At 72.5% G+C, this 22,859-nt stretch carries 16 protein-coding genes, 3 tRNA genes and 2 pseudogenes; 14 read left to right on the top strand and 7 right to left on the bottom strand.

The window, feature by feature from the left end; all coding sequences use genetic code 11:
• Positions 1–101: 101 nt before the first annotated feature.
• The 4 genes from AC3IYJ_RS14500 to AC3IYJ_RS14485 all read left to right on the top strand — a co-directional run bounded on the left by AC3IYJ_RS14500 (position 102) and on the right by AC3IYJ_RS14485 (position 4,024).
• Complete coding sequence (locus AC3IYJ_RS14500; protein ID WP_489401706.1) at positions 102–1,631, top strand: alkaline phosphatase family protein; 1,530 nt, start codon at positions 102–104, stop codon at positions 1,629–1,631.
• Positions 1,632–1,768: 137 nt separating this feature from the next.
• Positions 1,769–2,548: an HAD-IIA family hydrolase gene (locus AC3IYJ_RS14495; protein ID WP_489401705.1), complete on the top strand. Its 780-nt coding sequence runs from the start codon at positions 1,769–1,771 to the stop codon at positions 2,546–2,548.
• A gap of 149 nt (positions 2,549–2,697) precedes the next feature.
• The gene (locus AC3IYJ_RS14490; protein WP_489401704.1) at positions 2,698–3,354 is read left to right on the top strand and encodes a hypothetical protein; all 657 of its coding nucleotides are present in this window, start codon (positions 2,698–2,700) and stop codon (positions 3,352–3,354) included.
• Positions 3,355–3,361: 7 nt separating this feature from the next.
• The gene (locus AC3IYJ_RS14485; RefSeq protein ID WP_489401703.1) at positions 3,362–4,024 is read left to right on the top strand and encodes a class F sortase; all 663 of its coding nucleotides are present in this window, start codon (positions 3,362–3,364) and stop codon (positions 4,022–4,024) included.
• A 66-nt stretch (positions 4,025–4,090) separates the two neighbouring features.
• On the opposite strand, the gene AC3IYJ_RS14480 is transcribed toward AC3IYJ_RS14485, so the two are convergent.
• Positions 4,091–4,164: transfer RNA gene (locus tag AC3IYJ_RS14480), tRNA-Lys, on the bottom strand.
• Between the two features lie 296 nt (positions 4,165–4,460).
• Between AC3IYJ_RS14480 and AC3IYJ_RS14475 the strand changes: the two genes are divergently transcribed.
• From AC3IYJ_RS14475 to AC3IYJ_RS14455, 5 genes are all read left to right on the top strand, one after another.
• A complete protein-coding gene (locus tag AC3IYJ_RS14475; protein ID WP_489402811.1) occupies positions 4,461–5,792 on the top strand; it encodes a peptidoglycan-binding protein in 1,332 nt (443 codons plus the stop codon).
• An 11-nt stretch (positions 5,793–5,803) separates the two neighbouring features.
• Complete coding sequence (locus tag AC3IYJ_RS14470) at positions 5,804–8,194, top strand: SPFH domain-containing protein (RefSeq protein WP_489401702.1); 2,391 nt, start codon at positions 5,804–5,806, stop codon at positions 8,192–8,194.
• Positions 8,195–8,440: 246 nt separating this feature from the next.
• The gene (locus tag AC3IYJ_RS14465) at positions 8,441–9,055 is read left to right on the top strand and encodes a lytic polysaccharide monooxygenase auxiliary activity family 9 protein (protein ID WP_489401701.1); all 615 of its coding nucleotides are present in this window, start codon (positions 8,441–8,443) and stop codon (positions 9,053–9,055) included.
• 90 nt (positions 9,056–9,145) lie between these two features.
• Entirely contained in the window at positions 9,146–10,849 is a 1,704-nt protein-coding gene (locus AC3IYJ_RS14460; protein ID WP_489401700.1) for an AMP-binding protein, read from the top strand.
• A 51-nt stretch (positions 10,850–10,900) separates the two neighbouring features.
• Positions 10,901–10,974: transfer RNA gene (locus AC3IYJ_RS14455), tRNA-Lys, on the top strand.
• Positions 10,975–11,071: 97 nt separating this feature from the next.
• On the opposite strand, the gene AC3IYJ_RS14450 is transcribed toward AC3IYJ_RS14455, so the two are convergent.
• Positions 11,072–11,830 carry an IclR family transcriptional regulator gene (locus AC3IYJ_RS14450; protein ID WP_489401699.1) on the bottom strand — a complete coding sequence of 253 codons (759 nt, stop codon included), beginning with the start codon at positions 11,828–11,830 and terminating at the stop codon, positions 11,072–11,074.
• A gap of 228 nt (positions 11,831–12,058) precedes the next feature.
• On the opposite strand from AC3IYJ_RS14450, the gene AC3IYJ_RS14445 reads away from it, so the two are divergent.
• Both AC3IYJ_RS14445 and AC3IYJ_RS14440 read left to right on the top strand, forming a co-directional pair.
• Positions 12,059–13,180 (top strand): LLM class flavin-dependent oxidoreductase, encoded by a 1,122-nt coding sequence (locus AC3IYJ_RS14445; protein WP_489401698.1) that lies wholly within the window; start codon positions 12,059–12,061, stop codon positions 13,178–13,180.
• Positions 13,181–13,434: 254 nt separating this feature from the next.
• On the top strand, positions 13,435–15,129 hold the full coding sequence (locus AC3IYJ_RS14440) for a glycosyl hydrolase family 18 protein (RefSeq protein WP_489401697.1): 1,695 nt from the start codon (positions 13,435–13,437) through the stop codon (positions 15,127–15,129).
• 297 nt (positions 15,130–15,426) lie between these two features.
• On the opposite strand, the gene AC3IYJ_RS14435 is transcribed toward AC3IYJ_RS14440, so the two are convergent.
• Positions 15,427–17,199 carry a putative bifunctional diguanylate cyclase/phosphodiesterase gene (locus AC3IYJ_RS14435; RefSeq protein ID WP_489401696.1) on the bottom strand — a complete coding sequence of 591 codons (1,773 nt, stop codon included), beginning with the start codon at positions 17,197–17,199 and terminating at the stop codon, positions 15,427–15,429.
• A gap of 376 nt (positions 17,200–17,575) precedes the next feature.
• On the opposite strand from AC3IYJ_RS14435, the gene AC3IYJ_RS14430 reads away from it, so the two are divergent.
• Positions 17,576–18,835, top strand: coding sequence for a M6 family metalloprotease domain-containing protein (locus AC3IYJ_RS14430; protein WP_489401695.1), 1,260 nt, complete (start codon positions 17,576–17,578; stop codon positions 18,833–18,835).
• Between the two features lie 99 nt (positions 18,836–18,934).
• Here the strand turns inward: AC3IYJ_RS14430 and AC3IYJ_RS14425 are convergent.
• The 3 genes and pseudogenes from AC3IYJ_RS14425 to AC3IYJ_RS14415 all read right to left on the bottom strand — a co-directional run bounded on the left by AC3IYJ_RS14425 (position 18,935) and on the right by AC3IYJ_RS14415 (position 20,083).
• Positions 18,935–19,008, bottom strand: a tRNA-Lys gene (locus AC3IYJ_RS14425).
• A pseudogene (locus tag AC3IYJ_RS14420) lies at positions 18,999–19,587 on the bottom strand (bifunctional DNA primase/polymerase). Before AC3IYJ_RS14420 ends, AC3IYJ_RS14425 begins: the two are co-directional and overlap by 10 nt.
• 142 nt (positions 19,588–19,729) lie before the next feature.
• Entirely contained in the window at positions 19,730–20,083 is a 354-nt protein-coding gene (locus tag AC3IYJ_RS14415; protein ID WP_489401694.1) for a hypothetical protein, read from the bottom strand.
• 136 nt (positions 20,084–20,219) lie between these two features.
• On the opposite strand from AC3IYJ_RS14415, the pseudogene AC3IYJ_RS14410 reads away from it, so the two are divergent.
• Together AC3IYJ_RS14410 and AC3IYJ_RS14405 are read left to right on the top strand one after the other, a co-directional pair.
• Positions 20,220–20,705: pseudogene (locus AC3IYJ_RS14410) on the top strand (M20/M25/M40 family metallo-hydrolase); the annotation flags it as partial.
• Between the two features lie 83 nt (positions 20,706–20,788).
• Positions 20,789–21,475 carry a peptidase dimerization domain-containing protein gene (locus AC3IYJ_RS14405; protein ID WP_489401693.1) on the top strand — a complete coding sequence of 229 codons (687 nt, stop codon included), beginning with the start codon at positions 20,789–20,791 and terminating at the stop codon, positions 21,473–21,475.
• Between the two features lie 45 nt (positions 21,476–21,520).
• Here the strand turns inward: AC3IYJ_RS14405 and AC3IYJ_RS14400 are convergent, their stop codons facing one another.
• Positions 21,521–22,804 (bottom strand): AAA domain-containing protein, encoded by a 1,284-nt coding sequence (locus AC3IYJ_RS14400; RefSeq protein ID WP_489402810.1) that lies wholly within the window; start codon positions 22,802–22,804, stop codon positions 21,521–21,523.
• Between the last annotated feature and the right edge of the window lie 55 nt (positions 22,805–22,859).

Genomic DNA, 22,859 nt, shown 5'->3' with positions numbered 1-22,859 from the left:
TGACGCTTGCATAACGGGTCTGGACCGAAGGCCGCACCTTCGGTCCGGGCCCCACGCATGTCCCCCTGAGTCCTCTCCCACGATTACTCCCGGAGGAGTACGTGCCCACTGTCCTGTCCGGACGCGCCCTCGCCGTGGCTGCCACCGCCACGGCCCTGCTCGCCACCACCCTCGGCGCCGCGGCCACCGCCGCACCCGCCGCCGCTGAGGCCGCCGTCACCAACAAGGTCCTCGTCATCGGCATCGACGGAACGGTCCTGGACCGCGTCAAGGCCGCCGACGCACCCAACCTGAACGGCCTGATGGCCCAGGGCCTGACCGCCCGCAGCACCCTGTACGCGAACCCGATGGCCGCCACCTCCTCGGGCCCCGGCTGGTCGACCATCGCCACCGGCGTGTGGCCCGACAAGCACGGGGTGAAGGACAACTCCTTCACGGGCAAGAACTACACGGCCTACCCCGACTTCCTGACCCGCATCGAGAACGCGAAGCCGGAACTCAACACGTACGCGGCCGCCGACTGGGAGCCCATCACCTCCACCGACCAGAACGGCCCGATCTTCTCGGCCAAGGTCGACAAGCGGCTCAGCCTCAAGGGCGACCGCGACGGCTACGGCAGCGAGGACCCGAAGATCGCCGCCGCGGCTTCCGCCGAACTGCGGGACCAGAACCCCGACGCCGCGTTCGTCTACTTCGGCGAGATCGACCACGCGGGCCACGCGTCCGGCGCCGCCAGCCAGGAGTACCTGAACACGATCGGCCGCGTCGACAAGCTGATCGGCCAGCTCCTCACCGCCGTCCAGGCGCGCCCGACGTACGGGCAGGAGAACTGGAAGATCCTGGTCACCACCGACCACGGCCACACCGACGCGGGCGGCCACGGCGGCTCCACCATCCAGGAGCGCGGCACCTTCGTCATCGCCAAGGGCGCGGGCATTCCCGCCGGTTCGGTGCGCGGCGACGTGAAGCTGGTCGACGTCGCGGCGACCGCACTCGCCCAGGTCGGGGTCAACCCCGGCTCCGCCATCGACGGCCTTCCTCTCGATGCCCCGGACGACGACCCCTTCGACACCCTGCGCCCGAGCCTCCAGGCGCGCGTGGACGAGACAGGCATCCCGGCCGCGACCAAGGGGTTCACGCACACCCCGCCGGCCGGCTGGTCCATCGACAACTCCAAGATGGGCACGGGCGGTGTCACGGAGTGGGCCGGATGGGCCTTCGCCACCGACGAGTTCTGGAGCCAGTCGCAGCGCGATCAGTGGCGCGAGCTGAACGTCCGCTCCCGTGACGTGTTCGCCGTCGCCGACTCCGACGAGTGGGACGACAAGAGCCACACCGGCTCCTACGACTCCACCCTGATCACCCCCAAGTGGCCTGTGACCGGCGGCTCGGTGAAGAACCTGACCTTCCAGACGCACTACCGCCACGAGGCCGGCCAGACCGCCCAGGTCCTGGTCTCCTACAACGGCGGTACCCCGTCGGTCGTCAAGAGCTACACCGCCGACGCGGTCGCCAAGTCCGAGTCGATCGCGCTCCAGGTCCCGGCCGGAGCCACCGACGTCCAGGTCCGTTTCCGCTACAGCGGCAGCAACAACTGGTACTGGACCGTCGACAACGTCCGTCTGGGCTGACGGGACCTTCGCAGCCGTCCGTTCCACCCGGTGGTCCGGGCCGTGGACGCCCCACGCGTCCGCGGCCCGGCCCCGATAAGGTGGTAGAGACCAGAGGTCACCGTGGTCAGACGCCACCGAGAGCGGAGAACAGTCCAGTGGCAGAGCGCAAGCCGATCGAATCCTGGCTCACCGACATGGACGGGGTCCTCATCCACGAGGGCACTCCGATTCCCGGCGCCGACGCCTTCATCAACCGGCTGCGCGAGTCCGGCAAGCCCTTCCTGGTGCTGACCAACAACTCCATCTACACCCCGCGCGACCTCCAGGCCCGCCTCAGCCGGATGGGCCTGGAAGTCCCCGTCGAGAACATCTGGACCTCGGCGCTGGCCACCGCGAAGTTCCTCGACGACCAGCGTCCGGGCGGCACCGCGTACGTCATCGGCGAGGCGGGTCTGACCACCGCCCTGCACGACATCGGCTACGTGCTGACCGACCACGAGCCGGACTACGTGGTCCTGGGCGAGACCCGTACGTACAGCTTCGAGGCGATGACCAAGGCGGTCCGCCTGATCAACGCGGGTGCCCGCTTCATCTGCACCAACCCCGACGAGACCGGCCCCTCCACCGAGGGCCCGCTGCCCGCCACGGGCGCGGTCGCCGCGCTGATCACCAAGGCGACCGGCAAGAAGCCGTACTTCGCCGGCAAGCCCAACCCGCTGATGATGCGGACGGGTCTGAATGCCATCGGCGCGCACTCGCACAGCAGCGCGATGATCGGCGACCGGATGGACACCGACATCCTGGCCGGGCTGGAAGCGGGCATGCAGACCTTCCTGGTCCTCACCGGTCTGACGTCCGCCGAGGACACCGAGAAGTACCCGTACCGCCCGACCAAGACGGTCAAGTCGATCGCGGACCTCGTCGACCTGGTCTGAGTCCCGCGCGACCCCTCGCGGCCCCCTTCGGCCTCGCCCGACCGGCCCAGCTATTAGGGCGTACGGCTGACACGTACGGGCCAAGAGAGCGCCGCTCCGGATGCGGAGCGGCGCGTCGCGCGTGAATCTCCTTATTGAGGAGGTTCACCATGCGCAGTGATCTGATCGCTCTCCGTGTCGCCGGGTTGGCCGTCGCCCTGACGGCCCTCTCCGCCGCGACCGCGCCCATCGCCTTCGCGGAGGAGTGGAACCGCGGCAGCGTCTCGGCCGACCCGAATCCGGCCGAACCGGGGGCGCAGGTCAAGCTGCGCGTCCGCGGCTGCGACGACGACTGGGCCATCGCCCAGTCACCCGTCTTCGTCTCCGAAGTCCGGCTCTCCAGCGGCCGCGACGACCGGCACACCCTGTGGGGCGACGCGATGATCCGCTCCTGGGCCGACCCCGGGCGGCACCCCATCCGGGTCAAGTGCGGGGGCCGCGGCGACGAGAAGGAGTTCGGCTCCATCGAGATCGAGCGCCGCCGCGAGCACCACCCCGACCCACACCACACGCCGGTCTGGCCGGTCCACGCGGGCGGCGGCGGCATGTCCGAGGAGATCGCCGCGAAGGCGAAGAAGGACGCGGGCGCGGCGGAGCAGGCCAAGGCCGCGGACTCCGCCCAGCTGGCCGCGGCGGCCAAGAAGAGCCACACGGGCGACGGCCCGGGCCTGCCGCACACGGTGATCGGAGCGGTGCTCGCCGCCGTGGCCACCCTGGCGGTCGCCGGCCGGGCGCTGAGCCTGCGCCGCCGTCGCAGCGGCCAGTGAGCGCGGGGTGAGCGGGGAGCCGAGGAGCTCCGGCGGCTCCCGGCTGCTGACCTTCGCCGCCTGGTCGGTGCTGGTCCTCGGCCTGTGGCTGTGGGGCCGCGAGATCACCGGGGTGCCGAGCCCGCTCCCCGGCCAGGCCGGTGGACCGGCGGCCCCGGGGCTGCCGGCGGCGCACGTCCCGCTGGGGCCGGCGCCGCCCGCACGGGTCGACGTACCGTCCATAGGCATCCAGGCCCCGGTGATCACCCGGGACCTGGACGCGCAGGGAGCGATCGAGCCGCCCCCGTACGAGAACCCGGGCGCGGTCGGCTGGTGGCGCGGCGGTGCCCAGCCCGGCACGGCCGGGACCGCGCTGATGGTCGGACACGTGGACACGCAGTCGAAGCCGGCGGTGTTCTACGGGCTGAGCTCGGCGAAGCCGGGCGACAAGATCCGCGTGGTGCGGTCCGACGGCTCGGTTGCCGAGTTCACCATCGAGGACGTGCAGGTCCACGAGCGCGAGGGCTTCGACCCGGCCAAGGCCTACGGCCCGCGGGTCAAGGGCAGGGCCGAGCTGAGGCTGGTGACCTGCGGCGGCGCGTACGACAAGGCGGCCAAGCAGTACACGGCGAACGTGGTGGTGTCGGCGTACCTGACGGGCGCCGGAATCCGCTCGGGAGCGGAGGCGTAGGCCGCTCCGACACGCCGAGAACGAAGAAGACCCCGCAGCTTTCGCTGCGGGGTCTTCTTCCGTCTGTGCGCCGCCAGGGACTCGAACCCCGGACCCGCTGATTAAGAGTCAGCTGCTCTAACCAACTGAGCTAGCGGCGCTTGGTGACAGGGAAAACTCTACCCCACCCGCACCCGTGCTCGTGACAGGCCGCGCCCACACTGTCCGATTAACCCATGTTTGGGGGTTTTGTCGTGCACGATATGTCTGGGCCAGGCCGATTCTGATGCCCCGTCAGAGGCGGTCCCGGCCGACCAGAGGACGAGCAGGGGAGTGACGGAACCGCATGACGATGCAGCCTCCGACGCATGCGTACGAACCGAAGCGCACAGCGACCGAGACGATGACGGGGGCATCGGCCCCGATGCCGCCACCCGCGCTCGCGCCGGCCACGGCGATGCCGGTGCCCGCCTTCGAGGAGTACGAACCCGCCGGCGACTGCCCGTGCCGGGGCTGCGCACAGCGCAGGCGCACGCTCGCCCGCGCCCGAGCCATACCGCTGCGGGACGGCGGTCACCCCGCCGCGCGCGGAGCACGCCGCGCACTGGTCCTGGCCACCGCCGCGGGGGTGGTCCTCGGCGGCGGCACGGGAGCGGCCTTGGCGGTGACCACCCCGAGCCCCGGCGGCACCGTGTCATTGGACGACCCGGGCTCGCCGCAGGGCGGCTGGGCCCCGCTGCACGGGCCGAAGGGCAAACCGGCGAAACCGCTCGGCCTGCCGGGAGCCCCCTCGGCGGTCAAGCGCATCGACCGGGCGACGATCATCAACCGGGCGAAGCTGTGGCTGGACGCGCAGGTCCCGTACAGCATGTCCGAGTACTGGTCGGACGGATACCGGCAGGACTGCTCCGGCTTCGTCTCCATGGCGTGGAACCTCGGTACGAACGAGTGGACCGGCAGTCTCGACAAGTTCGCGACCCGGATCACGAAGGACGAACTGCTGCCGGGGGACATGCTGCTCTTCCACAACCCCGCCGACCCCAACAAGGGCTCGCACGTCGTGATCTTCGGCGGATGGGTGGACGAATCGCGGACGTACTACACCGCCTACGAGCAGACGCGGCCCACGACGCGGCGCCAGGCCACGCCCTACGGCTACTGGAGCAACGACACGAAGTACCTCCCGTACCGGTTCAACGGGGTGGCGGGCGGGGTGGTCGTCCCCGATCCGCCGACGCCGGGCGGCCCGCCGGTGGTCTCGGCGACCTACCCGGGAGCGTCGAAGTTCGGGCCCGGCGCCAACAACCCCTACATCACCCAGCTCGGCCGGATGCTGACCGAACGCGGTGGCGCGCGCTTCTACCCGCAGGGCATCGGCCCGCAGTGGACCGACTCCGACCGGCAGGCGACCCAGGCCTTCCAGCGCGCCCAGGGCTGGACGGGCGCGGACGCCGACGGCATCCCGGGTGAGCACACCTGGCGCCTGCTCGCCCGGCACCAGGGCAAGGACATCGCGCCGACGACGGGCGGCGCACATGGCTCGTCGGGCAGGCCCGCCTTCCCGGGTGCCTGGGTCTTCCGCCCGGGGGTGTCCGACCCGTCCATCACCGCCCTTGGCCGCAAGCTGGTGAAAAAGGGCTTCGGCAAGTACTACCTGTCCGGGCCGGGCCCCCGCTGGGGCGAGGCCGACCGCCGCAACGTCGAGGCCTTCCAGCGAGCCCAGGGCTGGCGCGGAGCCGAGGCCGACGGCTATCCGGGCCCGGAAACCTGGCGCCGGCTGTTCGCATGACGGAGGCAACGATGTACCCCACGCGCACGACATCGACCACGGGCAGCTTCCACGTCCCCCCGGTCCCGGAACCCGAACCCGAGCCCGCGCCGGCCGCCTCGGCCGCCACCACGAGTGGCTGGGCCGCGCAGATGGGCTGGGCGGCGGCCCGGACACCGGAGCCGGAGCTGGAGCCGGAGCATGAGCCGCTGCCCGTGGCGGCGGCCGCCCCGGCCCCGGCCCCGTCGCCGGTGCGGGCCGAGGAGCCGTACGCCCCGGCGCCGCGGACCCGGACCGAAGCGGGCCCGCAGCCGGCACGCCTCCCGCATCCCCAGTCGGAGGCGGGGCCGCACCTCCCGCATCCGCAGCCGGAGGCCGCCCCCGAGTTCGCGCGTGCCCAGGCCGAAGCCGACGCCGGACGCTCGCACCCGCAGGACGAGGCGTGGCCGGTCCCTTCGCCGGTCCGGGGCGAGCCCCTGGCGGCGGCGGGTTCCGTGCCCGAGGGCGAAGCCGCCCGCAGGAGCGGGACGTTGATCGGGGCGCCCGCGCCGGAAGCCGATCCGGTCGGACGGGAGCCCTCCCATTGCGGAGCCGCGCCCGCCGCCGCCGGACGGGCCGGCGGCGAGGGCGGCGGGATGCCCGCGCGGGGCGAGTACGGGCACACCGCCCTGGCCGAAGCCGACCGGCAGGGCGGCGCGGTCGGGCACGGCGCCCCGGTCGCAGCGGATCCGGTGGCTGCCCCTGCCGTGCGGGAGCCGTCCCGGTCGGTGCCGGCGCCCGCCGGCGCGGAAGCGGTCCCGGCCGGCGCCGTGATGGACCGGGTGGCGCCGAGCGGCGAAGCCGGGCGTTCGCACCCGCAGGACGACGTGTGGCCGGTCCATTCGCCGGTCCGGGGCGAGCCCTCGGCGGCGGCTGACTCCCTCGCGGAGGGCGAAGCCGCGCGCCAGGGCAGCCCGCTGATCGGAGCGCCCGCGGCGGAAGCGGAGCCCGCCGCGCGGGAGCTGTCCTGGTCGGTGCCCGCGCCCGCCGGGGAGGCCGCCGCGCACGCGGAGCCCCGTACCCCCGCCCCGGGCGACGCGGGCGGATCCGATGCGTACGACGACATCTACGACGACATCTATGACGACACCTACATCTATATCTACGGCGAAGCCGGGGATCCGGCGGAACCGGAGCCCGCGCACACCACCCCTGCCGAGCAGTCCGGCGAGGCCTCCGCAGCGGAGGCCGAAGCCGAAGTGCCGGACCCCTCCGGGTCCGTGCCCGTCCCCGGGCCGGGGGTCGTGGAGGTGGTCGCGCGGGCCGTGGCGCGGATGGAGGACGACACGCAGGATCTGCCGCCGGTCGCAGCGGTGCGCGGGGTGGCGGTGAGCGAGGTGCCGGTCCACCTCCCGTTCCGGGGCGCGGCCCGGCCCCCGGCCCGCAGCGAAGCCCGGGCCGATTCCCACTCTCACCCCCACTCGCACGCCCCGGCCGAGGAGAAGCCGAAGCCCCCCGCGCGCCCGGCGCCCGGCCGCCGCGTGCCCCGTGGTGACGACCGGCTGCGCGAGCACCGCGGACCCGTGCTGCCCGGCTGGATCGGCGTGGCCGTCGGCGGGCTCGCGCTCGCCGGCTGCGCGGTCGTGCTCTGGCGGGCCGGGGCCGTCCCCGACGCCCTCGCCGTGGCGTTCGGCGCGGAGCCGCGCCCCTACCGCGGGCTCCAGGCCCGGTTCTGGCCCCCGCTCGCCTTCCTCGGGATCGTCGCCCTCCTCGCCCTCGGCGGTCTCGGCCGCGGCCGGGCCGGGCACGCCTGGGTGCTGACCCTCTTCGGCCGCTACCGGGGCACCGTCCGACGCTCCGGCCTGACCTGGATCAGCCCCCTGCTGCTGCGCCGCCGGGTCGACGTCCGGCTCCGGCACTGGCGCAGTGACCCGATGTCCGCCGTCGACTCCGGCGGCCTCGCCCTCCAGGTGGTCGTCCAGGTCGTCTGGCAGGTCAAGGACCCCGCCCGCGCGACCCTGGCCGTCGCCGATCACGTGGAATACCTCACCGAGCAGGTCGAATCGGCCATGGCCCGCGTCCTGTCCCAGCTCCCGGCCGACGCCTTCCACGAGGACGCCCCGACCCTGCGCGACGCCGAGGCCGTGGGCGATGCGCTGACCCGGATGCTGGCTGCCGAGACCGAGGCGGTGGGCGTGGAGGTGTTCTCGGCCCAGCCGACCCGGATCGAGTACGCCCCCGAGGTCGCGCAGGCGATGCGGCGGCGCCGGGTCGCGGCGATCGACGCCAAGCACCGGGACACCATCCTGACCTCGGTGGTCGACGCGGTCGACGACACCGTCCACCAGCTGACCTCGCGCGGGATCGTGGACCTCGACGACTACGAGCGCAAGGCGCTGGTGAAGGACCTGACGGTGGCCTTCTACACGGGCCGCCCGGAGTAGCGCGACCACGCGAGGACACGGACGCGGCGGCCGCGCCCCGGCCGCGCTGGAGGACGGGTGGATCCGGAGGGCCCGGACCACCCGTTCTTCCATTGGTCTGGACATGGCCAACTCCCGTCAATACTGTGGGACTTGGTCTAGACCTAAAGAATCGAGAACGGGCCGTGCCGGTGGCAGCGCCGGCGCGGCCCATCCCCACGCGTGCGCACGCTCTCGTCGAACCTCCCCCCACGTTCAAGGAGCATCATGCGTTCCTTCCGCATGCCCAGAGCCCAGCAGGCCGCGGCCGCCGTCGCGGGCCTCGGCGTCGCCGCGGCCCTCGCGCTGGTCACGGCCCCCACCGCGAGCAGCCACGGCTACACCGACACCCCCATCAGCCGCCAGAAGCTCTGCGCCAACAAGACCGTCGCCGACTGCGGCCCCATCCAGTGGGAGCCCCAGAGCGTCGAAGGCCTCAAGGGCTTCCCCGCGGCCGGTCCCGCCGACGGCCACATATGTTCGGCCAACCACTCCGAGTTCGCCCAGCTCGACGACCCGCGCGGCGGCGCCTGGCCGGCCACCCCGGTGACCAGCGGGCAGAGCTACAGCTTCCGCTGGCAGTTCACCGCGAACCACTCCACCACCGACTTCCGGTACTACGTCACCAAGAACGGCTGGGACCCGAAGAAGCCCCTCACCCGCGCCGACCTCGACCCGCAGCCCTTCCTGACCGTCGCCTACAACGGCGCCCGCCCCGACATGACCACCGTCCACCAGGGCAGGATGCCGAGCGGCAAGAGCGGCCGGCACCTGATCCTCGCCGTGTGGACGGTCAACGACACGACGAACGCGTTCTACTCCTGCTCCGACGTCCAGTTCTGACGCCCGGACCGTCCCGGCGAGCCGCCGGACAGGTCCGGACCGCTGCTCCGGCGTTCATTTCTGACGGGACGTCAGCTATCCTCCGGCGGCATGCGGCCAACGAGGACACCCGAAACCGTCGCGGAGCTCATCGCGAGCCAATGGGGCGATCACCGGCCCGGTCTGAAGTACGCCGAAGGCGTCCTCAGTCACCACCGGACCGCCCTGGAAGCCGCGGCGCGCGCCGCGCTCCTCGTCGACCTGCTGCCGCCGGGGGCGGAGCCGCACATCGGGGTGCTGCTCGACAACACCCCCGAGTTCCCGTTCTGGCTCGGCGCGGCGGCCCTCGCGGGGGCCGCCGTGGCCGGGATCAACCCCACCCGGCGCGGCCCCGAGCTGGCCCGCGACATCCTGCACACCGACTGCCGGATCCTGGTCACCGAGCGGGCCCACCTGCCGCTCCTGCGCGGACTCGACCTGCCCGGCGTACGCCTCCTGGTCACGGACACGCCGGAGTACGAGGCCCTGCTCGCCCCGTACGCGGGCGCCAAGCCCGGCGACGCCACGCTCGGGGACGGCCCCGGACCGTCCTCCCGGCTGCTCCTGTACTTCACCTCCGGCTCCACCGGCGCCCCCAAGGCCGCCATCTGCACGCAGGGCCGCCTCGCCGCCGCGGGCGATTCCCTCGCCCGGCACTTCTCGGTGACCCCGGACGACGTCCACTACATCTGCATGCCCCTCTTCCACGGCAACGCCGTCATCGCCGACTGGCTCCCGGCCCTCGCGGCCGGCGCCGCGGTGGCCCTGCGCCGACGCTTTTCGGCCTCCGCGTTCCTGGACGACGTACGGGGCTACGGGGCGACCTACTTCACCTACGTCGGCCGGGCCGTCCAGTACCTCCTCGCCACCCCGCCCGGCCCCGACGACCGCGCCCACGCGCTGCGCCTCGGCTTCGGCACCGAGGCGGGCGCCGTCGACGCGGCGCGCTTCGCGGAACGGTTCGGGGTCCGCCTGGTCGAGGGCTACGGGGCCACCGAGGGCGGCGCCTCGATCCAGCGCACCCCCGAGACCCCGCCGGGGGCCCTGGGCCGCGCGGGCGCGGGCGACGATCTGGCCGTCATCGACCCGGAGACCGGCCGGGAGTGCCCGCCGGCCGTCCTCGACCCGCAGGGCCGCCTCCTCAACGGCGCGGAGGCCATCGGCGAGCTGGTCAACAAGGGCCGCAGCCTCTTCGAGGGCTACTGGCGCAACCCCGAGGCGGAAGCCGCGCGCACCCGCGAGGGCTGGTACTGGACCGGGGACCTCTTCTTCCGCGACGCCGAGGGGTTCCTGTACTTCGCGGGCCGCACCGACGACCGGCTGCGCGTCGACAGCGAGAACCTGGCGGCGGCCGTGATCGAGAACATCCTGGCCCGCTGGTCCAGGGCGGCCGCCGTCGCGGTGTACGCCGTGCCGGACGAGGTGGCGGGCGACCAGGTCATGGCGGCCCTCGCCCTGCGCGAGGGTGCCGTCTTCTCCCCGCAGGGCTTCGAGGCCTTCCTCGCCACGCAGCCGGACCTCGGTACGAAGATGGCCCCGCGCTACGTCCGGATCGTCCGGGCCATGCCCGTCACGGCGACGAACAAGGTCCACCGGGTGTCCCTGCGCCGCGCGGCCTTTCTCCCCGAGCCGCTGCCGGGAGCCTCCTCGGGCCCCGACCCGGTCTGGTGGCGCCCGCCGGGCGAGGCCTCGTACCGGCTGCTGGACCGGGCGGCCCTGGCCGCCCTCACGGCCTCCTACGAGGCCCAGGGGCGGGCCGATCTGCTGGGCCGCTGAATGCGGTTTTGAGCACCCCGGATGACCAGGTAGTATTTTCTCTGTCAGCAGGCGCCGCTAGCTCAGTTGGTTAGAGCAGCTGACTCTTAATCAGCGGGTCCGGGGTTCGAGTCCCTGGCGGCGCACCTGTCCTTCGGGCGGTTTCCGGTTCACCGGGAACCGCCCGAAGTGTTTTCCGGGCCACTGCGGGCCACTGCGGGCCCCTTCCGGGGCCCCGGCCGCTCACAAGGTGAGCGACAGCAGCAGTGGCGCGGCCTTCCGGTTCAGCGCGTCGGCCGCGGCCCGCAGCCGGTGGGCGTGCTCGACCGGCATCGACAGGGCCAGGCAGCCCACCGAGGCGCCGGCGGTGATCGGGACGGCCGCGCAGACCGTGCCGACGGCGTATTCCTGCAGGTCGAGCATGGGCACCGTGGCGGGCTGGCTGTCCAGCTTCGAGAACAGGATCCGCTCGTTCACGATCGTCTTCGACGTCAGCCGCGCGATCTTGTGCCGGGACAGGTGGTCGCGGCGCCCGTTCTGGTCGAGCTGGGTCAGCAGGCACTTGCCGACCGCGCTGGCGTGCGCGGCCGAGCGGAAGTCGACCCACTCGTGCACCTTGGGGGTGCGCGGGCTGTCCGCGAACTGGGTGATCCGGACCTCGCCGTCCACGTACCGGCTGATGTAGACCGCCGCGCCGACCGAGTCCCGCAACCGGTCCAGGGTGTCCTGCAGCTTGTTCTGCAGGGCCTGCTGGCGGTCGACCCCGGAGCCCAGGAGGACGAGGGAGTCCCCTATGGCGTAGGCGCCGTCGGACACCTGCAGCACGTACCCCTCGCGGCGCAGCATGAGGAGCATCGGGGCGAGATGGACCGCGGGCAGGCCGGTCTCACGCGCGATCTGTACGTCGGTCACGCCGCCGGTATGGCGGGCGACCGTTTCTAGTACGCGCAGGGCGTACTGCACCGAGTGGAACGGCGCGGTCGGCTCGGGCTTCAGCGCCACGGTTTCCCCCTAGCAGGTTGTTACCGCTTGCCCTATCACGATAGCCATCAAGAGGCCCATGTGGAGCGCCTGTTGAGGAGATTGATGGCTCGATCACATCCCTCTGCCTGGATCTACTCCCATGGCATATGCCAAGGTCATGAGCCTGCCCCGGTGTGCCGGGAATGCCCGACCGGCGGGCCGGGGTTGCCCCCTGCGTAAGGACGACCGAGCGGAGCGGGGAGCACGATGAGTGACACGGCCGAAGGCACGGGGACCACTGGCGGTGCGGGCGCCGGCGAGATCAGAGGAGCCGCCCTCGGGTCGGCCCCCGCGCCGCTCTCGGTACTGGACCTCGCCTTCGTCGGCGCCGGCGGCACGGCCCACGGAGCCCTGCGCACCAGTGTGGAGATAGCCAGGCTCGCCGAGTCCCGCGGCTACCACCGGCACTGGGTCGCCGAGCACCACTCCCACCCCGGTGTGGCGAGCTCCTCCCCGGCCGTGATCCTGGCGCACCTCGCCGCCCACACCTCCCGGATCAGGCTCGGCTCGGGCGGGATCATGCTGCCCAACCACGCCCCGCTGGCGATCGCCGAGCAGTTCGGCACCCTGGAGGCCCTCGCCCCGGGCCGGATCGACCTGGGCCTGGGCCGGGCGCCCGGGACCGACGGGCAGACCGCCGCCGCGCTGCGCGGACCGGGGCGCCGCGACGAGTCGGTGGACGAGTTCCCCCGGCAGCTCGCGGAGCTGATCCGCTTCCTGGACGACGACTTCCCCGACGGGCACCCGTACGCCCGCGTGCGCGCGGTGCCCGGCCCGGCGCAGGGCGCCGCCGGGCGGCCGCCGGTGTGGCTGCTGGGCTCCTCCGGGTTCAGCGCGAGCCTCTCGGGGCGGCTCGGACTGCCCTTCGCCTACGCGCACCACTTCTCCGCGCCCGGCACCCTTCCCGCGCTGGAGCTCTACCGGCGCTCCTTCCGGCCCTCGGCCGTCCTGGACGCCCCGTACGCCATGGTCGCGGTCGGAGCGCTCGCCGCCGGCACCGCGGAGGAGGCCCGCGCCCAGGTGCTGGCGGGCGCGCTGTGGGGGCTGCGGCTGCGCACCGGGAACCTGGGGCCGGTCCCGACGCCCGAGGAGGCGGCGGCGTACGCGTACTCGCCGATGGAGCGGGAGATCGTGGACGAACGGCTCTCGAGCGTGGTCCACGGCACCCCCGACGAGGTGCGCGACGGGCTCGACGCGCTGGCCAAGCTGACCGGCGCCGACGAGCTGATGCTGACCTCGAACGCCCATTCCGGGGAGGCGCGGTTGCGCTCGTACGGTCTCATCGCAGATGCGTACGGGATGCCGGGGGAGGACCCCGCACGGCTCTGACCGCAGACGAACGGGGTTTGGCTGGTTTGTTGCCGAAACCTTGCGCGCGGATGGCATAAGAGGTCCTTAAACTGCTCGTCACCCGGGGTGGCGGGCAGTTCTTGGTATGCAGTCACGCCTCTGACTAGGGGGTTTGCCCCGCGAGTGGTCTAGTCCTTCTTTGGTCCAAACCATTGACGCGGACGGCGCGTGATCGCTATCACTTCTCCCACCTGATGTTCTCGCTCTCCCCTCCCACCCCCCGGAGGCAGTTCATGCACATCCGTAAACCCCTCATCGCGGCCGCCGCCACGGCAGCGCTGGCAGCCGGAGCGCTGGCCACCTTCGCGGGGCTCGGTACGGCCGCGGCCGCCGAATCCTCGACCACCGCGACGGCCGGCAACGTCAAGATCGCTTACTACGACCAGTGGAGCGTGTACGGGAACGCCTTTTATCCCAAGCACCTCGATACCCGTGGCATAGCGAGCAAACTGGACGTCATCAACTACTCGTTCGGCAACATCCACCCCACCGACCTCACCTGTTTCGAGGCGAACAAGGCAGCGGGCGACGACAACAACGCCAGCGCGGGTGACGGGGCGGGCGACTCGTACGCGGACTACCAGAAGTCCTTCAGCGCGGCCGACAGCGTCAGCGGCGTCGCGGACAAGTGGGACCAGCCGATCGTAGGCGTCTTCAACCAGTTCAAGCAGCTCAAGGCCAAGTACCCGAACCTGAAGATCAACATCTCGGTCGGCGGCTGGTCCTACTCGAAGTACTTCAGCGACGCGGCCAAGACCGACGCTTCCCGCAAGAAGCTCGTCTCCTCCTGCATCGACCAGTACATCAAGGGCAACCTGCCCGTCGAGGGCGGCTACGGCGGTGTGGGCAGCGCGGCCGGCATCTTCGACGGCATCGACATCGACTGGGAGTACCCGGGCTCGGCAGGCGGCCACCTCGGCAACCACTACGCCCCCGAGGACAAGCAGAACTTCACGCTCCTGCTCAAGGAGTTCCGCACGCAGCTCGACGCCTACGGCGCGGCCAACGGCGGCAAGCACTACATGCTGACCTCGGCCCTGCCGGCCGGCCAGGACAAGATCAAGAACGTCGAGACGGACAAGATCGGCGCGTACCTCGACTACGCGAACATCATGACGTACGACATGCACGGCGCCTGGGACGCGGACGGTCCGACGTACCACCAGTCCCCGCTGCTGAACTCGGCGTCCGACCCGACCGACGCGATCGCCCCGGGCACCCAGAAGTACAGCATCAAGAACGCCATCGACTCCTGGATCGACGGCAACGCGGCCTACGGGATCACCGGCGGCTTCCCCGCCAACAAGCTGACCCTGGGCTACGAGTTCTACTACCGCGGCTGGAAGGGCGTGCAGCCCGGCACCACCAACGGCCTCGCCCAGCCCGCCACCTTGGCCTCCGCGGCGCGTCCGACCAGCCAGCAGGCCGGCATCGCGCTCTACAAGGAGCTCGGCGGCATCGTCGACAACCCGGCGACCACCTTCTGGGACGACCAGGCCAAGGCCTCGTACTTCTTCAAGGACGGCGAGTTCTTCACCGGCCTGAACCAGAAGTCCATCCAGGCCCGGGTCGACTACGGCAAGCAGCGCGGTCTGGCCGGCGCGATGATGTACTCCCTCCTCGGCCTGGACAACAACGCCACGCTGCTCAACCAGATCTCGGACTCCCTCGGCGGCACCACCCAGCCGCCGACCACCCCGCCGACCACCCCGCCCACGACGCCCCCGACCACTCCGCCGACCACGCCTCCGACGACGCCGCCCAGCACGGGCTGCACCGCTCCGGCCTACGTCGCGGGAACCGTCTACACCGGCGGCAGCGAGGTCTCCTACAACGGCCGCAAGTACAAGGCCCAGTGGTGGACGCAGAACGAGGTGCCCGGCACCACCGGTGAATGGGGTGTCTGGAAGGACCTCGGCGCCTGCTGATTCCCCCCACCCCGCGCCGAGCGACACCCCGCCCCGCACCCGGATCTCCCGGTGCGGGGCGGAGGTGCGCCGGCATCGCGGTACCGCTAGCGGCCGGCCGTCAGGAAGTGCCGCAACTCCTCCGGGGTACCGAAGCCCCCTGCGATCGAAGGGCGGCCGGCTGTCCCGCGCCGACGAGAGCATCGTCCCAGGGGGCGTCCCCGGGCGCACTGCCGGGAACCGGCAGCCTTCCGGGCCGGGCTCCTTCCGATGCGTGGCGGGGGCGGCCGTGCCGCCCGTGTCCTTGCCGGACCCCGCTCAGGCAGTGCTGCCGGCCCCCGGCCGGGCGGCGATCATCTCGGCGATCAGCTCCGGGGCCACCGCCCGGGAGTACAGCCAGCCCTGGCCGGTGTCGCAGCCGACGCGGCGCAGCCGGGCCGCCTGGCCGGCCGTCTCCACGCACTCCGCCGTCACCGTCAGGCCCAGCCGGTGCGCGAGCTGGACCATGGCCTCGACGATGGTCTCGTCGGCCGGGTTGGGGTGGGTGCCCTCCTCGTAGCGGAAGCCCCGTACGAAGGAGCCGTCCAGTTTCAGCACCGAGACCGGCAGCCGGCTGAGGTAGGCGAGGTTGGAGTACCCGGTGCCGAAGTCGTCGATGGCGATCCGCACCCCCATGTCGCTGAGCGCCTGCAGGGCCTGGAGCGGACGGCCCGCCGAACCCATCACGGCGGACTCGGTCAGCTCCAGCTGGAGCAGCTGCGGGGCCAGTCCGGTCTCGGCGAGGATATCCGCGACGTCGCCGACCAGGTCGGAGTCCCAGACCTGGCGCACCGCGACGTTGACGGACACGAAGACGGGGGAGTCGCTGGGCTGCTCGATCTGCCAGCGGCGCGCCTGGCGGCAAGCCGTGCGCAGCACCCAGCTCCCCAACTGGACGATGGAGCCGTCCTCTTCGGCGATCCCGATGAACCGATTCGGCGTCAGTGTGCCGAACTGCGGATGGTTCCAGCGCACCAGGGCCTCCACCCCGCGCACCACCCCGCTCTCCAGGTCCACCAGCGGCTGGTACTCCAGCACGAACTCTCCGCGCTCCACGGCCGGCCGCAGGGTGGAGGACAGGGCCTGGCGGGTCATCCGGTGCGCGTTGCGCTCCGGGTCGAAGAGGGTCCAGCGGGCCTTGCCGTCCGCCTTGGCCCAGTACAGCGTGGTGTCCGCGGCCTGCATCAGCCCGGTCGCCGAGGTCCCCTCGGCTGCCCGTTCCACCACCCCGATCGAGGCGGAGACCGACAGTCGCTGCCCGGCCAGGTCGAACGGCTCCTGTACGGCGGCCAGTACGTTCCGCGCCAGGTCGGCGAGCTGCTCGGTGCCGGTGGAGTCCTCGACCAGCAGGGCGAACTCGTCGCCGCCGAGCCGCGCCACCAGGTGGCCGCCGGTGCGCCCGTAGCCGGACTGGTCGGCGCATTGGGTCAGCCGCTTGGCGACGGCGGCCAGCAGCCGGTCGCCCACCCGGTGGCCGAGGGTGTCGTTGACGGCCTTGAACCCGTCGAGGTCCAGGTAGCACAGCCCGATCCGGCCGGTGCCGCCGTGCTCGTACGAGGACGCCTCCAGGGCGGCGGAGAGCCGCTCGAAGAACAGCGCCCGGTTGGGCAGCCGGGTGACCGGATCGTGCATCTGGAGGTGGCGCAGCCGGGCCTGGAGGTCGCGCCGGTCGCTGATGTCGGCTACGGACAGCAGTACGTCGTTGCGGTCGCTCCCGGGGACGGGCCCGATGGTGACCTCGGTCCACAGCGAGTGCCCGTCGGGGTGCTTGATCCGGCGGGTGCAGCGCAGCCGGGCCTGGCGTCCGCGCAGGACCTCCTGGTACGCCTGCCAGGTCCGGGCCTCGGAGGCCAGGTCCACCAGGTCGGCGGCGGCCCGCCCGGTGAGGGCGTCCGGTTCGGCGCCGAGGAGCGCGGCGAAGGCCTCGTTGGCGCCGACGACGTGACCGGTGCGGTCGACGAGGGCCATGGCGAGGTGGGCCGCCTCGAAGGCGGACCGGTAGTCGGCCGGGCGTTCGGCGGGTTCCGCCGCCGGCGTGTGACGCTGCGTCATGGCCGGTCGGATGCCGTCGGCCGCCGAACCGATTCCTTCTGAGGTTCCGCTCACCGTTGGCTCCCGCAGTGCGTGTGAGTGTCCGTGCAGGAAAGTGTGCCGATCATAGAGGCTGCCGTACGGCCCTATCCAGCGGCGTCGCCGTGTGGGGCGCGGGAGTTCAGTGGGATGACGGATCGTCGGCCCGGGGCAGCGTGATCGTTTCCGCACACCTGTGAGCATGCGACGCCCGCCAGTGACCTCACCTGACCGGTCGTGACGTTCTGTAGGCGGGCGCGTAAAGCCCCGGGGTCACCGGCTTGCCCTAGTGCTCACTCGTGTGGGGCAGCGGAACAGGGCATTAGTAAGACAATCGCCCCAAGGTGGATGAAGAGGTATGAATCCACCACCGGAGGTCGATGTGCCGCGACAGCAGACACCCGGGGGAGTGGACCGCTCCCACTTGCGAACCACGGCGGCGGCGCTCACTTCCCTGACGGCGCTCGCCGCCATGTCGCTCGTCGCGGGTCCCGCGGTCGCCGCCCCCGGAGCCGGACCCTGCGCGCTGACCCGTACCGCGGCCCACCACTCCCTGGGCCTGGACACCTGGAACGCCGCCTACCCCAAGCCGGTGCGCACGCTCAACGCGGTCATGGTCTTCCTCTCCTTCCCGGACCACCGCACCAAGCTGACGACCGAACAGCTCACCGGCGACTACTTCCCGGCCACCAGCGAGTTCTTCGAGCGGGCCTCCTACGGCCGCTTCCGCCTGGTCCCGCACCCGCAGAAGCAGTGGATCAGGATGCCGAAGCCGTCCACCGCGTACGGGATACAGCGCGACTGGGCCCCGGCCGACCGCGCGGCGTACCTGCGCGACGCCGTCGCCGCCGCCGACCCCGAGGTGGACTTCTCCCAGTACGACGTCGTCTACTTCGTCGCCGACCCGGAGGCCCCCGGCGTCGACTCGGACGCCACGAAGGTGGTCAACTTCGACCGCCCGCTCGTCGCGGACGGTACGGAGCTGCGCCGCATCGTCACGGTGTTCGAGAAGCACCCGCCGGACCGCAACGTCCTCGCCCACGAGACCGGGCACGTCTTCGACCTGCCCGACCTCTACCACCGGCCGTCGGACGGCAAGGGCGACTGGGACACGTACGTGGGCGACTGGGACGTCATGGGCAGCCAGTTCGGCATGTCCCCGGACCTCTTCGCCTGGCAGAAGTGGAAGCTGGGCTGGCTGGACGCCTCCCAGGTCGACTGCGTGCCGTCGGGCTCCTCCCTGCACACGCTCCAGCCCCTGTCCGCGACCCCGCCCCGGGGCGGCACGGGCGGAACCCGGCTCGCGGTGATCCGTACGGGTTCCGGCAGCGCGATCGCCGTCGAGGCGCGGGGCTCCGCCGGCAACGACGGGGACACGTGCACGGAGGGCGTCCTCGTCTACCGGGTCCGCAACGAGGCGGCCTCCGGCGGTGGGCCGATCGAGGTCGTGGACGCGCATCCGAAGACTGAGGCCTGCTGGGACCGCTCGGTGTACCCGCCGCTCGCGGACGCGCCGCTGGAGGTCGGGGAGACGTTCACGGTGCCGGGGGAGCGGATCACGATCGAGGTGGCGGACCGGACCCAGTCCGGGGCGTACACGGTGAAGATCACGCGCTGATCCGGGAAACCGGGACGCTGGGACCTCGGGATGCCGGGAGCCCGCGGCTCCGGGGACACGAAAAGGGCCCCCACTCGCGTGGGGGCCCTTCTCCGTCTGTGCGCCGCCAGGGACTCGAACCCCGGACCCGCTGATTAAGAGTCAGCTGCTCTAACCAACTGAGCTAGCGGCGCTTGGTGACGAGGAAGACATTAGCACCCCGACCGGCGATCGGAAAAATCGATATCCGCAGCTCGGGCGGCCCGGACGAACGCCCACAGCAGCGCCTCGGGTCCGGGCAGCCAGGGCAGCCGGGTGTCGGGGGCCACGAGCCACCGCGACGGCCCGGGTACGGCGGCCAGCGCGGGCACCGTGACGGCGTCGCCGCGGCCGTGGCAGAGCGGGGCCGCGACCGGAGCGCCCCATTCCTCCCAGGCGAGGAGGGCCGGGAGTCGGTGGGCGGTGCCGGGCGCGGCGAAGAGCAGCATCCGCCCGCGGTGCACGGCGGCGGGCCCGGAGCCGGGGCCTTCGGCCCACAGCAGGTCGAGCATGCGGCGCCCGAGGACGGGTGTGACGTTGACGACGTCGAAGGCGGTCCCGCAGGGCAGCGCGGCGGGTGCGGTGGGCCGGGCCTGCCAGGCGGCCAGGGTGGCGCGGGGGCGTACGGAGGCGGAGGCCAGCCAGGCGGCGCCGGCCGGGGTGACGTGCGTCGCGGGTGCGGCGGTCCGCGCGTCGCGGGTGTGGAGTGCGGGACATTCGGCCAGGGTCGTCATATGCCAGGTGTACCCGGCGTAGCGGGCCGATTCCCGGGAGTTACCAGAATTCGGGACAGCCCGCCCCCGGCTGCGGTATGTTGCGCCCCGCATATGCCGCTGTGTATGTCGTTGTGCATGCCCCCGTATGGGCGGACATGCCCTACGGGAGCTCGGTGGCGGTGCCGCGCAGCAGCGATTCGCCGAATTCGATCATCTTGCGGGCGTAGTCCTCGGTCCACTCCGCCTGCTCCGCGATCGCCGCCGCGGGCACCCGGTCGAAGCGCCTCGGATCCGCCAGCTGGGCCGCTGCCACCGCCTGGAACTCCACCGCCCGTTCCTGCGCCGCACGGAAGGCCAGCGTCAGCTCCGTCGCCCGAGCCAGCAGCTCGCGAGGATCCTCGATCGATTCCAGGTCGAAGAAGTGCTCCGGGTCCGCGACGGTCTGCGACGGCTCGAAGAGCAGCTGCGCGGGTCGCAGCCTCCGCTCGGCCTGCTGCCGCTCGGGCTCTGCCATGCGTGTCCTCCTGCTGCGCGTGAGAAAGGCTTCCGGCCCGGAACCGTCCGGACCGGAAGGATTCAGGGCCACCGTCCATTGTCCAACCTCGCGCAAGGGCGCCCGAGGGTGCCCGTGGATCGGCTAGAACATCCGTATGGCCGATGGTGTGCACGGGGAACTGGACCGGCTCTGCGACGCGGGCGTCGAGCAGGTGATCGAGTGGCGCCGCCACCTGCACCGAAATCCCGAGTTGCCGAACCGCGAGGCCGCCACCGCGCGGCTGGTGGCGCTGGAGCTCACCGGATTCGGGCTGGACGAGGTGCGGACCGGCATCGCCGGGCACGGGGTCGTCGGAGTGCTGCGCGGCGGCCTGCCGGGGGAGCGGGTGGCGGCGCTGCGGGCCGACATGGACGCGCTGCCCGTCCCCGACCGCTGCGGCGCGCCGTTCGCCGCCCGGGGCGGGGCCTCGCACGCCTGCGGCCACGACTGCCACACCGCGATGCTCCTCGGAGCCGCGCGCGCACTGGCGTCCGTACGGGACCGGCTGCCCGGGACCGTCCTGTTCGTGTTCCAGCCCGCCGAGGAGGGTCCGCCGGTCGGCGAGGAGGGCGGGGCGCGCCTGATGGTGGCCGAGGGGGCCTTCGACGACCCCGTCCCCACCATGGCCTTCGGGATGCACGTCACCCCCACCCCAAGGGCTGGGTCGGCTACCGCTCCGGCCCGGTGTACGGAGCCTCCTGCCTGGTCCGCATCACCGTCACCGGCCGCCCGTCGCACGCCTCTTCGCCCTGGCACGGCATCGACCCGATGCCCGCCGCCGGAGCGCTGCTCACCGGGATCGGCCAGCTCTACCGGCAGGTCTCGGCGTTCTCCCCGGTCACCGTCTCCATCGGCCACATCGAGGACGTCGGCCGGTACAACGTCATCGGCGAAACGGTCACCCTGTGGGGCACGATCCGCTGCTCCGAGGAGCGGGACATGCCCGAGGTCAAGCGCCGGCTGACCGTGCTGGCCGAGCACACCGCCCTGGCGTACGGGGCGGAGGCGGTCGTGGACCTGCTCCAGGACGTGCCCGCCGTGCGCAACGCCCCGGACTGGGTCGAGGCCGCGCTGCCCACCCTGCGCCGGGTCGCGGGCGCGGACCGGGTGGTGGAGGTCGGCGCCACCCTCGGCTACGACGACGTCTCCGAGCTCATCACCCGGTTCGGCGGGCTGTACGTGATGCTCGGCGTCCAGGACACCGCCCTCGACCCGGCCACCGGCGAGCCGGCCCCGGTGCCCGGCGGGCGGGGCCTGGCGGGCAACCACCACCCGGCCTTCTACGCCGACGACGACGCGCTGGTCACGGGCGTACGGCTGCACGCGCACGCCGCGTACGACCACTTGGCCGGGACGCTGCTCACGCGCTGACCGGAGCCTTCGCAGGCGCCGCCACCCCGTCCGGTACGACAGGCCTTAGGGCTTCCAGCGCACCCGGTGCTCCGCAAGGTGCGCCAGCACCGAGTGGTTGGCCTCCCAGCCGTCCGGGAACTTCACCGTCACGCCCAACTGCACCGGTTCCGTCGACGGGTGGTCGTCCAGCAGCTCCGCTATCCCCGCCCGCGCCACCACCACGCAGGCGTGCCGGTGCCGCGAGGCGAGCACGCAGAGCCGGCCCGTCTCCAGGTGGAAGGCGGTGGCGTCCGGGCGGCCCGACAGGGGGTGGAGGACCACCGTGAGGTCGTACTCGCGCCCCTGGAGCCGGTTCGCCGTGTCCACCGTGACCCCGCTGACGCCCAGCGCGGCCAGTGCCGCGCGGACCGCCGCCGCCTGGTCCCGGTGGGCGGTGCCCACCGCGATCCGGTCGGCCGTCAGCGGGACCGGGCCGCCGGGCTGTTCGTCCACCGTCACCGCACCCCGGTCCAGCGCCCGGCGGACCACCAGGGCCACCGCACGCACCGCCTCGGGGTCGGTCCGCGGGGTGTGCCGGGCCGGGAGCTCCAGCAGCCCCCACCCCGATGCGGCGGCCTCGTCCAGCACCCGGTCGGGGCCCGAGCCGTCGCCCGCGACCCCGTAGGACAGCCGTCGCTCGCCCGGCGCCGTACCGCTGCGGAACCGCGTGTACGGGTAGAACGCGCGGGAGACCAGCGGCGCGGCCGAAGCCGGCAGCCGCCACGACACCGGCAGCCGGTGCTGCGGCAGGGTCGGGTTGTGGGCGAGGAGGGTGGAGACCGCCGAGGCGGAGGGGTCGTAGGACAGGCCCGCCCACTGCTCGGCGCCGACCACGCTGAAGGGGTCCAGCTGCCCCGGGTCGCCCACGAACAGCGCCCGGTCGAACAGCCCGGCCACGGCCAGCAGCGCGTCCGAGCGCATCTGGTACGCCTCGTCCACGATGGCGTGCTCCCAGGGCTCCACGTCCTTGACCCAGGCCCACTTGGCCGCCGTGGAGATGGTGACCGGCAGTCCGGCCAGGTCCGCCGGCTTCGCCGACAGGACCACCGAGTCCAGCTCGCGCAGCGCGGGGTCGTAGGCCTCGCCGTCGCTGCTGTGCAGGCGGCCGACCTTCAGCTCCGGATCCTTCTTGTGCAGCCGCAGCACCAGGTCGTCCACCTGCGCGTTGGTCTGCGCGACCACCATCAGCCGCCGCCCGGCCGCCGCCAGCTCCCGGGCCGCCCGCACCACCAGCGTGGACTTGCCCGCCCCGGGCGGGGAGTCGACGACCACGCCCCGCGCCGTGCCGTGCAGGGTGTCGCGCAGGATGGCGTCGGTGGCCCGGTCGGCCGCACGGCCCGGATCGAAGGCGGCCGGATCGACG

The sequence above is a fragment of the Streptomyces sp. GL_140 genome, from assembly GCF_057834465.1.
The sequence above is the reverse complement of the archived record's forward strand: the minus strand, read 5'-3'. Positions and strand labels throughout refer to the sequence as shown.

Excerpts from the sequence above, each read along its gene's own strand:
- AC3IYJ_RS14415 (WP_489401694.1), bottom strand. The coding sequence starts at position 20,083 with ATGGCAGAGCCCGAGCGGCAGCAGGCCGAGCGGAGGCTGCGACCCGCG.
- AC3IYJ_RS14470 (WP_489401702.1), top strand. The coding sequence starts at position 5,804 with ATGTACCCCACGCGCACGACATCGACCACGGGCAGCTTCCACGTCCCC.
- AC3IYJ_RS14460 (WP_489401700.1), top strand. The coding sequence starts at position 9,146 with ATGCGGCCAACGAGGACACCCGAAACCGTCGCGGAGCTCATCGCGAGC.
- AC3IYJ_RS14445 (WP_489401698.1), top strand. The coding sequence starts at position 12,059 with ATGAGTGACACGGCCGAAGGCACGGGGACCACTGGCGGTGCGGGCGCC.
- AC3IYJ_RS14435 (WP_489401696.1), bottom strand. The coding sequence starts at position 17,199 with ATGACGCAGCGTCACACGCCGGCGGCGGAACCCGCCGAACGCCCGGCC.
- AC3IYJ_RS14430 (WP_489401695.1), top strand. The coding sequence starts at position 17,576 with ATGAATCCACCACCGGAGGTCGATGTGCCGCGACAGCAGACACCCGGG.
- AC3IYJ_RS14475 (WP_489402811.1), top strand. The coding sequence starts at position 4,461 with ATGCCGGTGCCCGCCTTCGAGGAGTACGAACCCGCCGGCGACTGCCCG.
- AC3IYJ_RS14490 (WP_489401704.1), top strand. The coding sequence starts at position 2,698 with ATGCGCAGTGATCTGATCGCTCTCCGTGTCGCCGGGTTGGCCGTCGCC.
- AC3IYJ_RS14440 (WP_489401697.1), top strand. The coding sequence starts at position 13,435 with ATGCACATCCGTAAACCCCTCATCGCGGCCGCCGCCACGGCAGCGCTG.
- AC3IYJ_RS14465 (WP_489401701.1), top strand. The coding sequence starts at position 8,441 with ATGCGTTCCTTCCGCATGCCCAGAGCCCAGCAGGCCGCGGCCGCCGTC.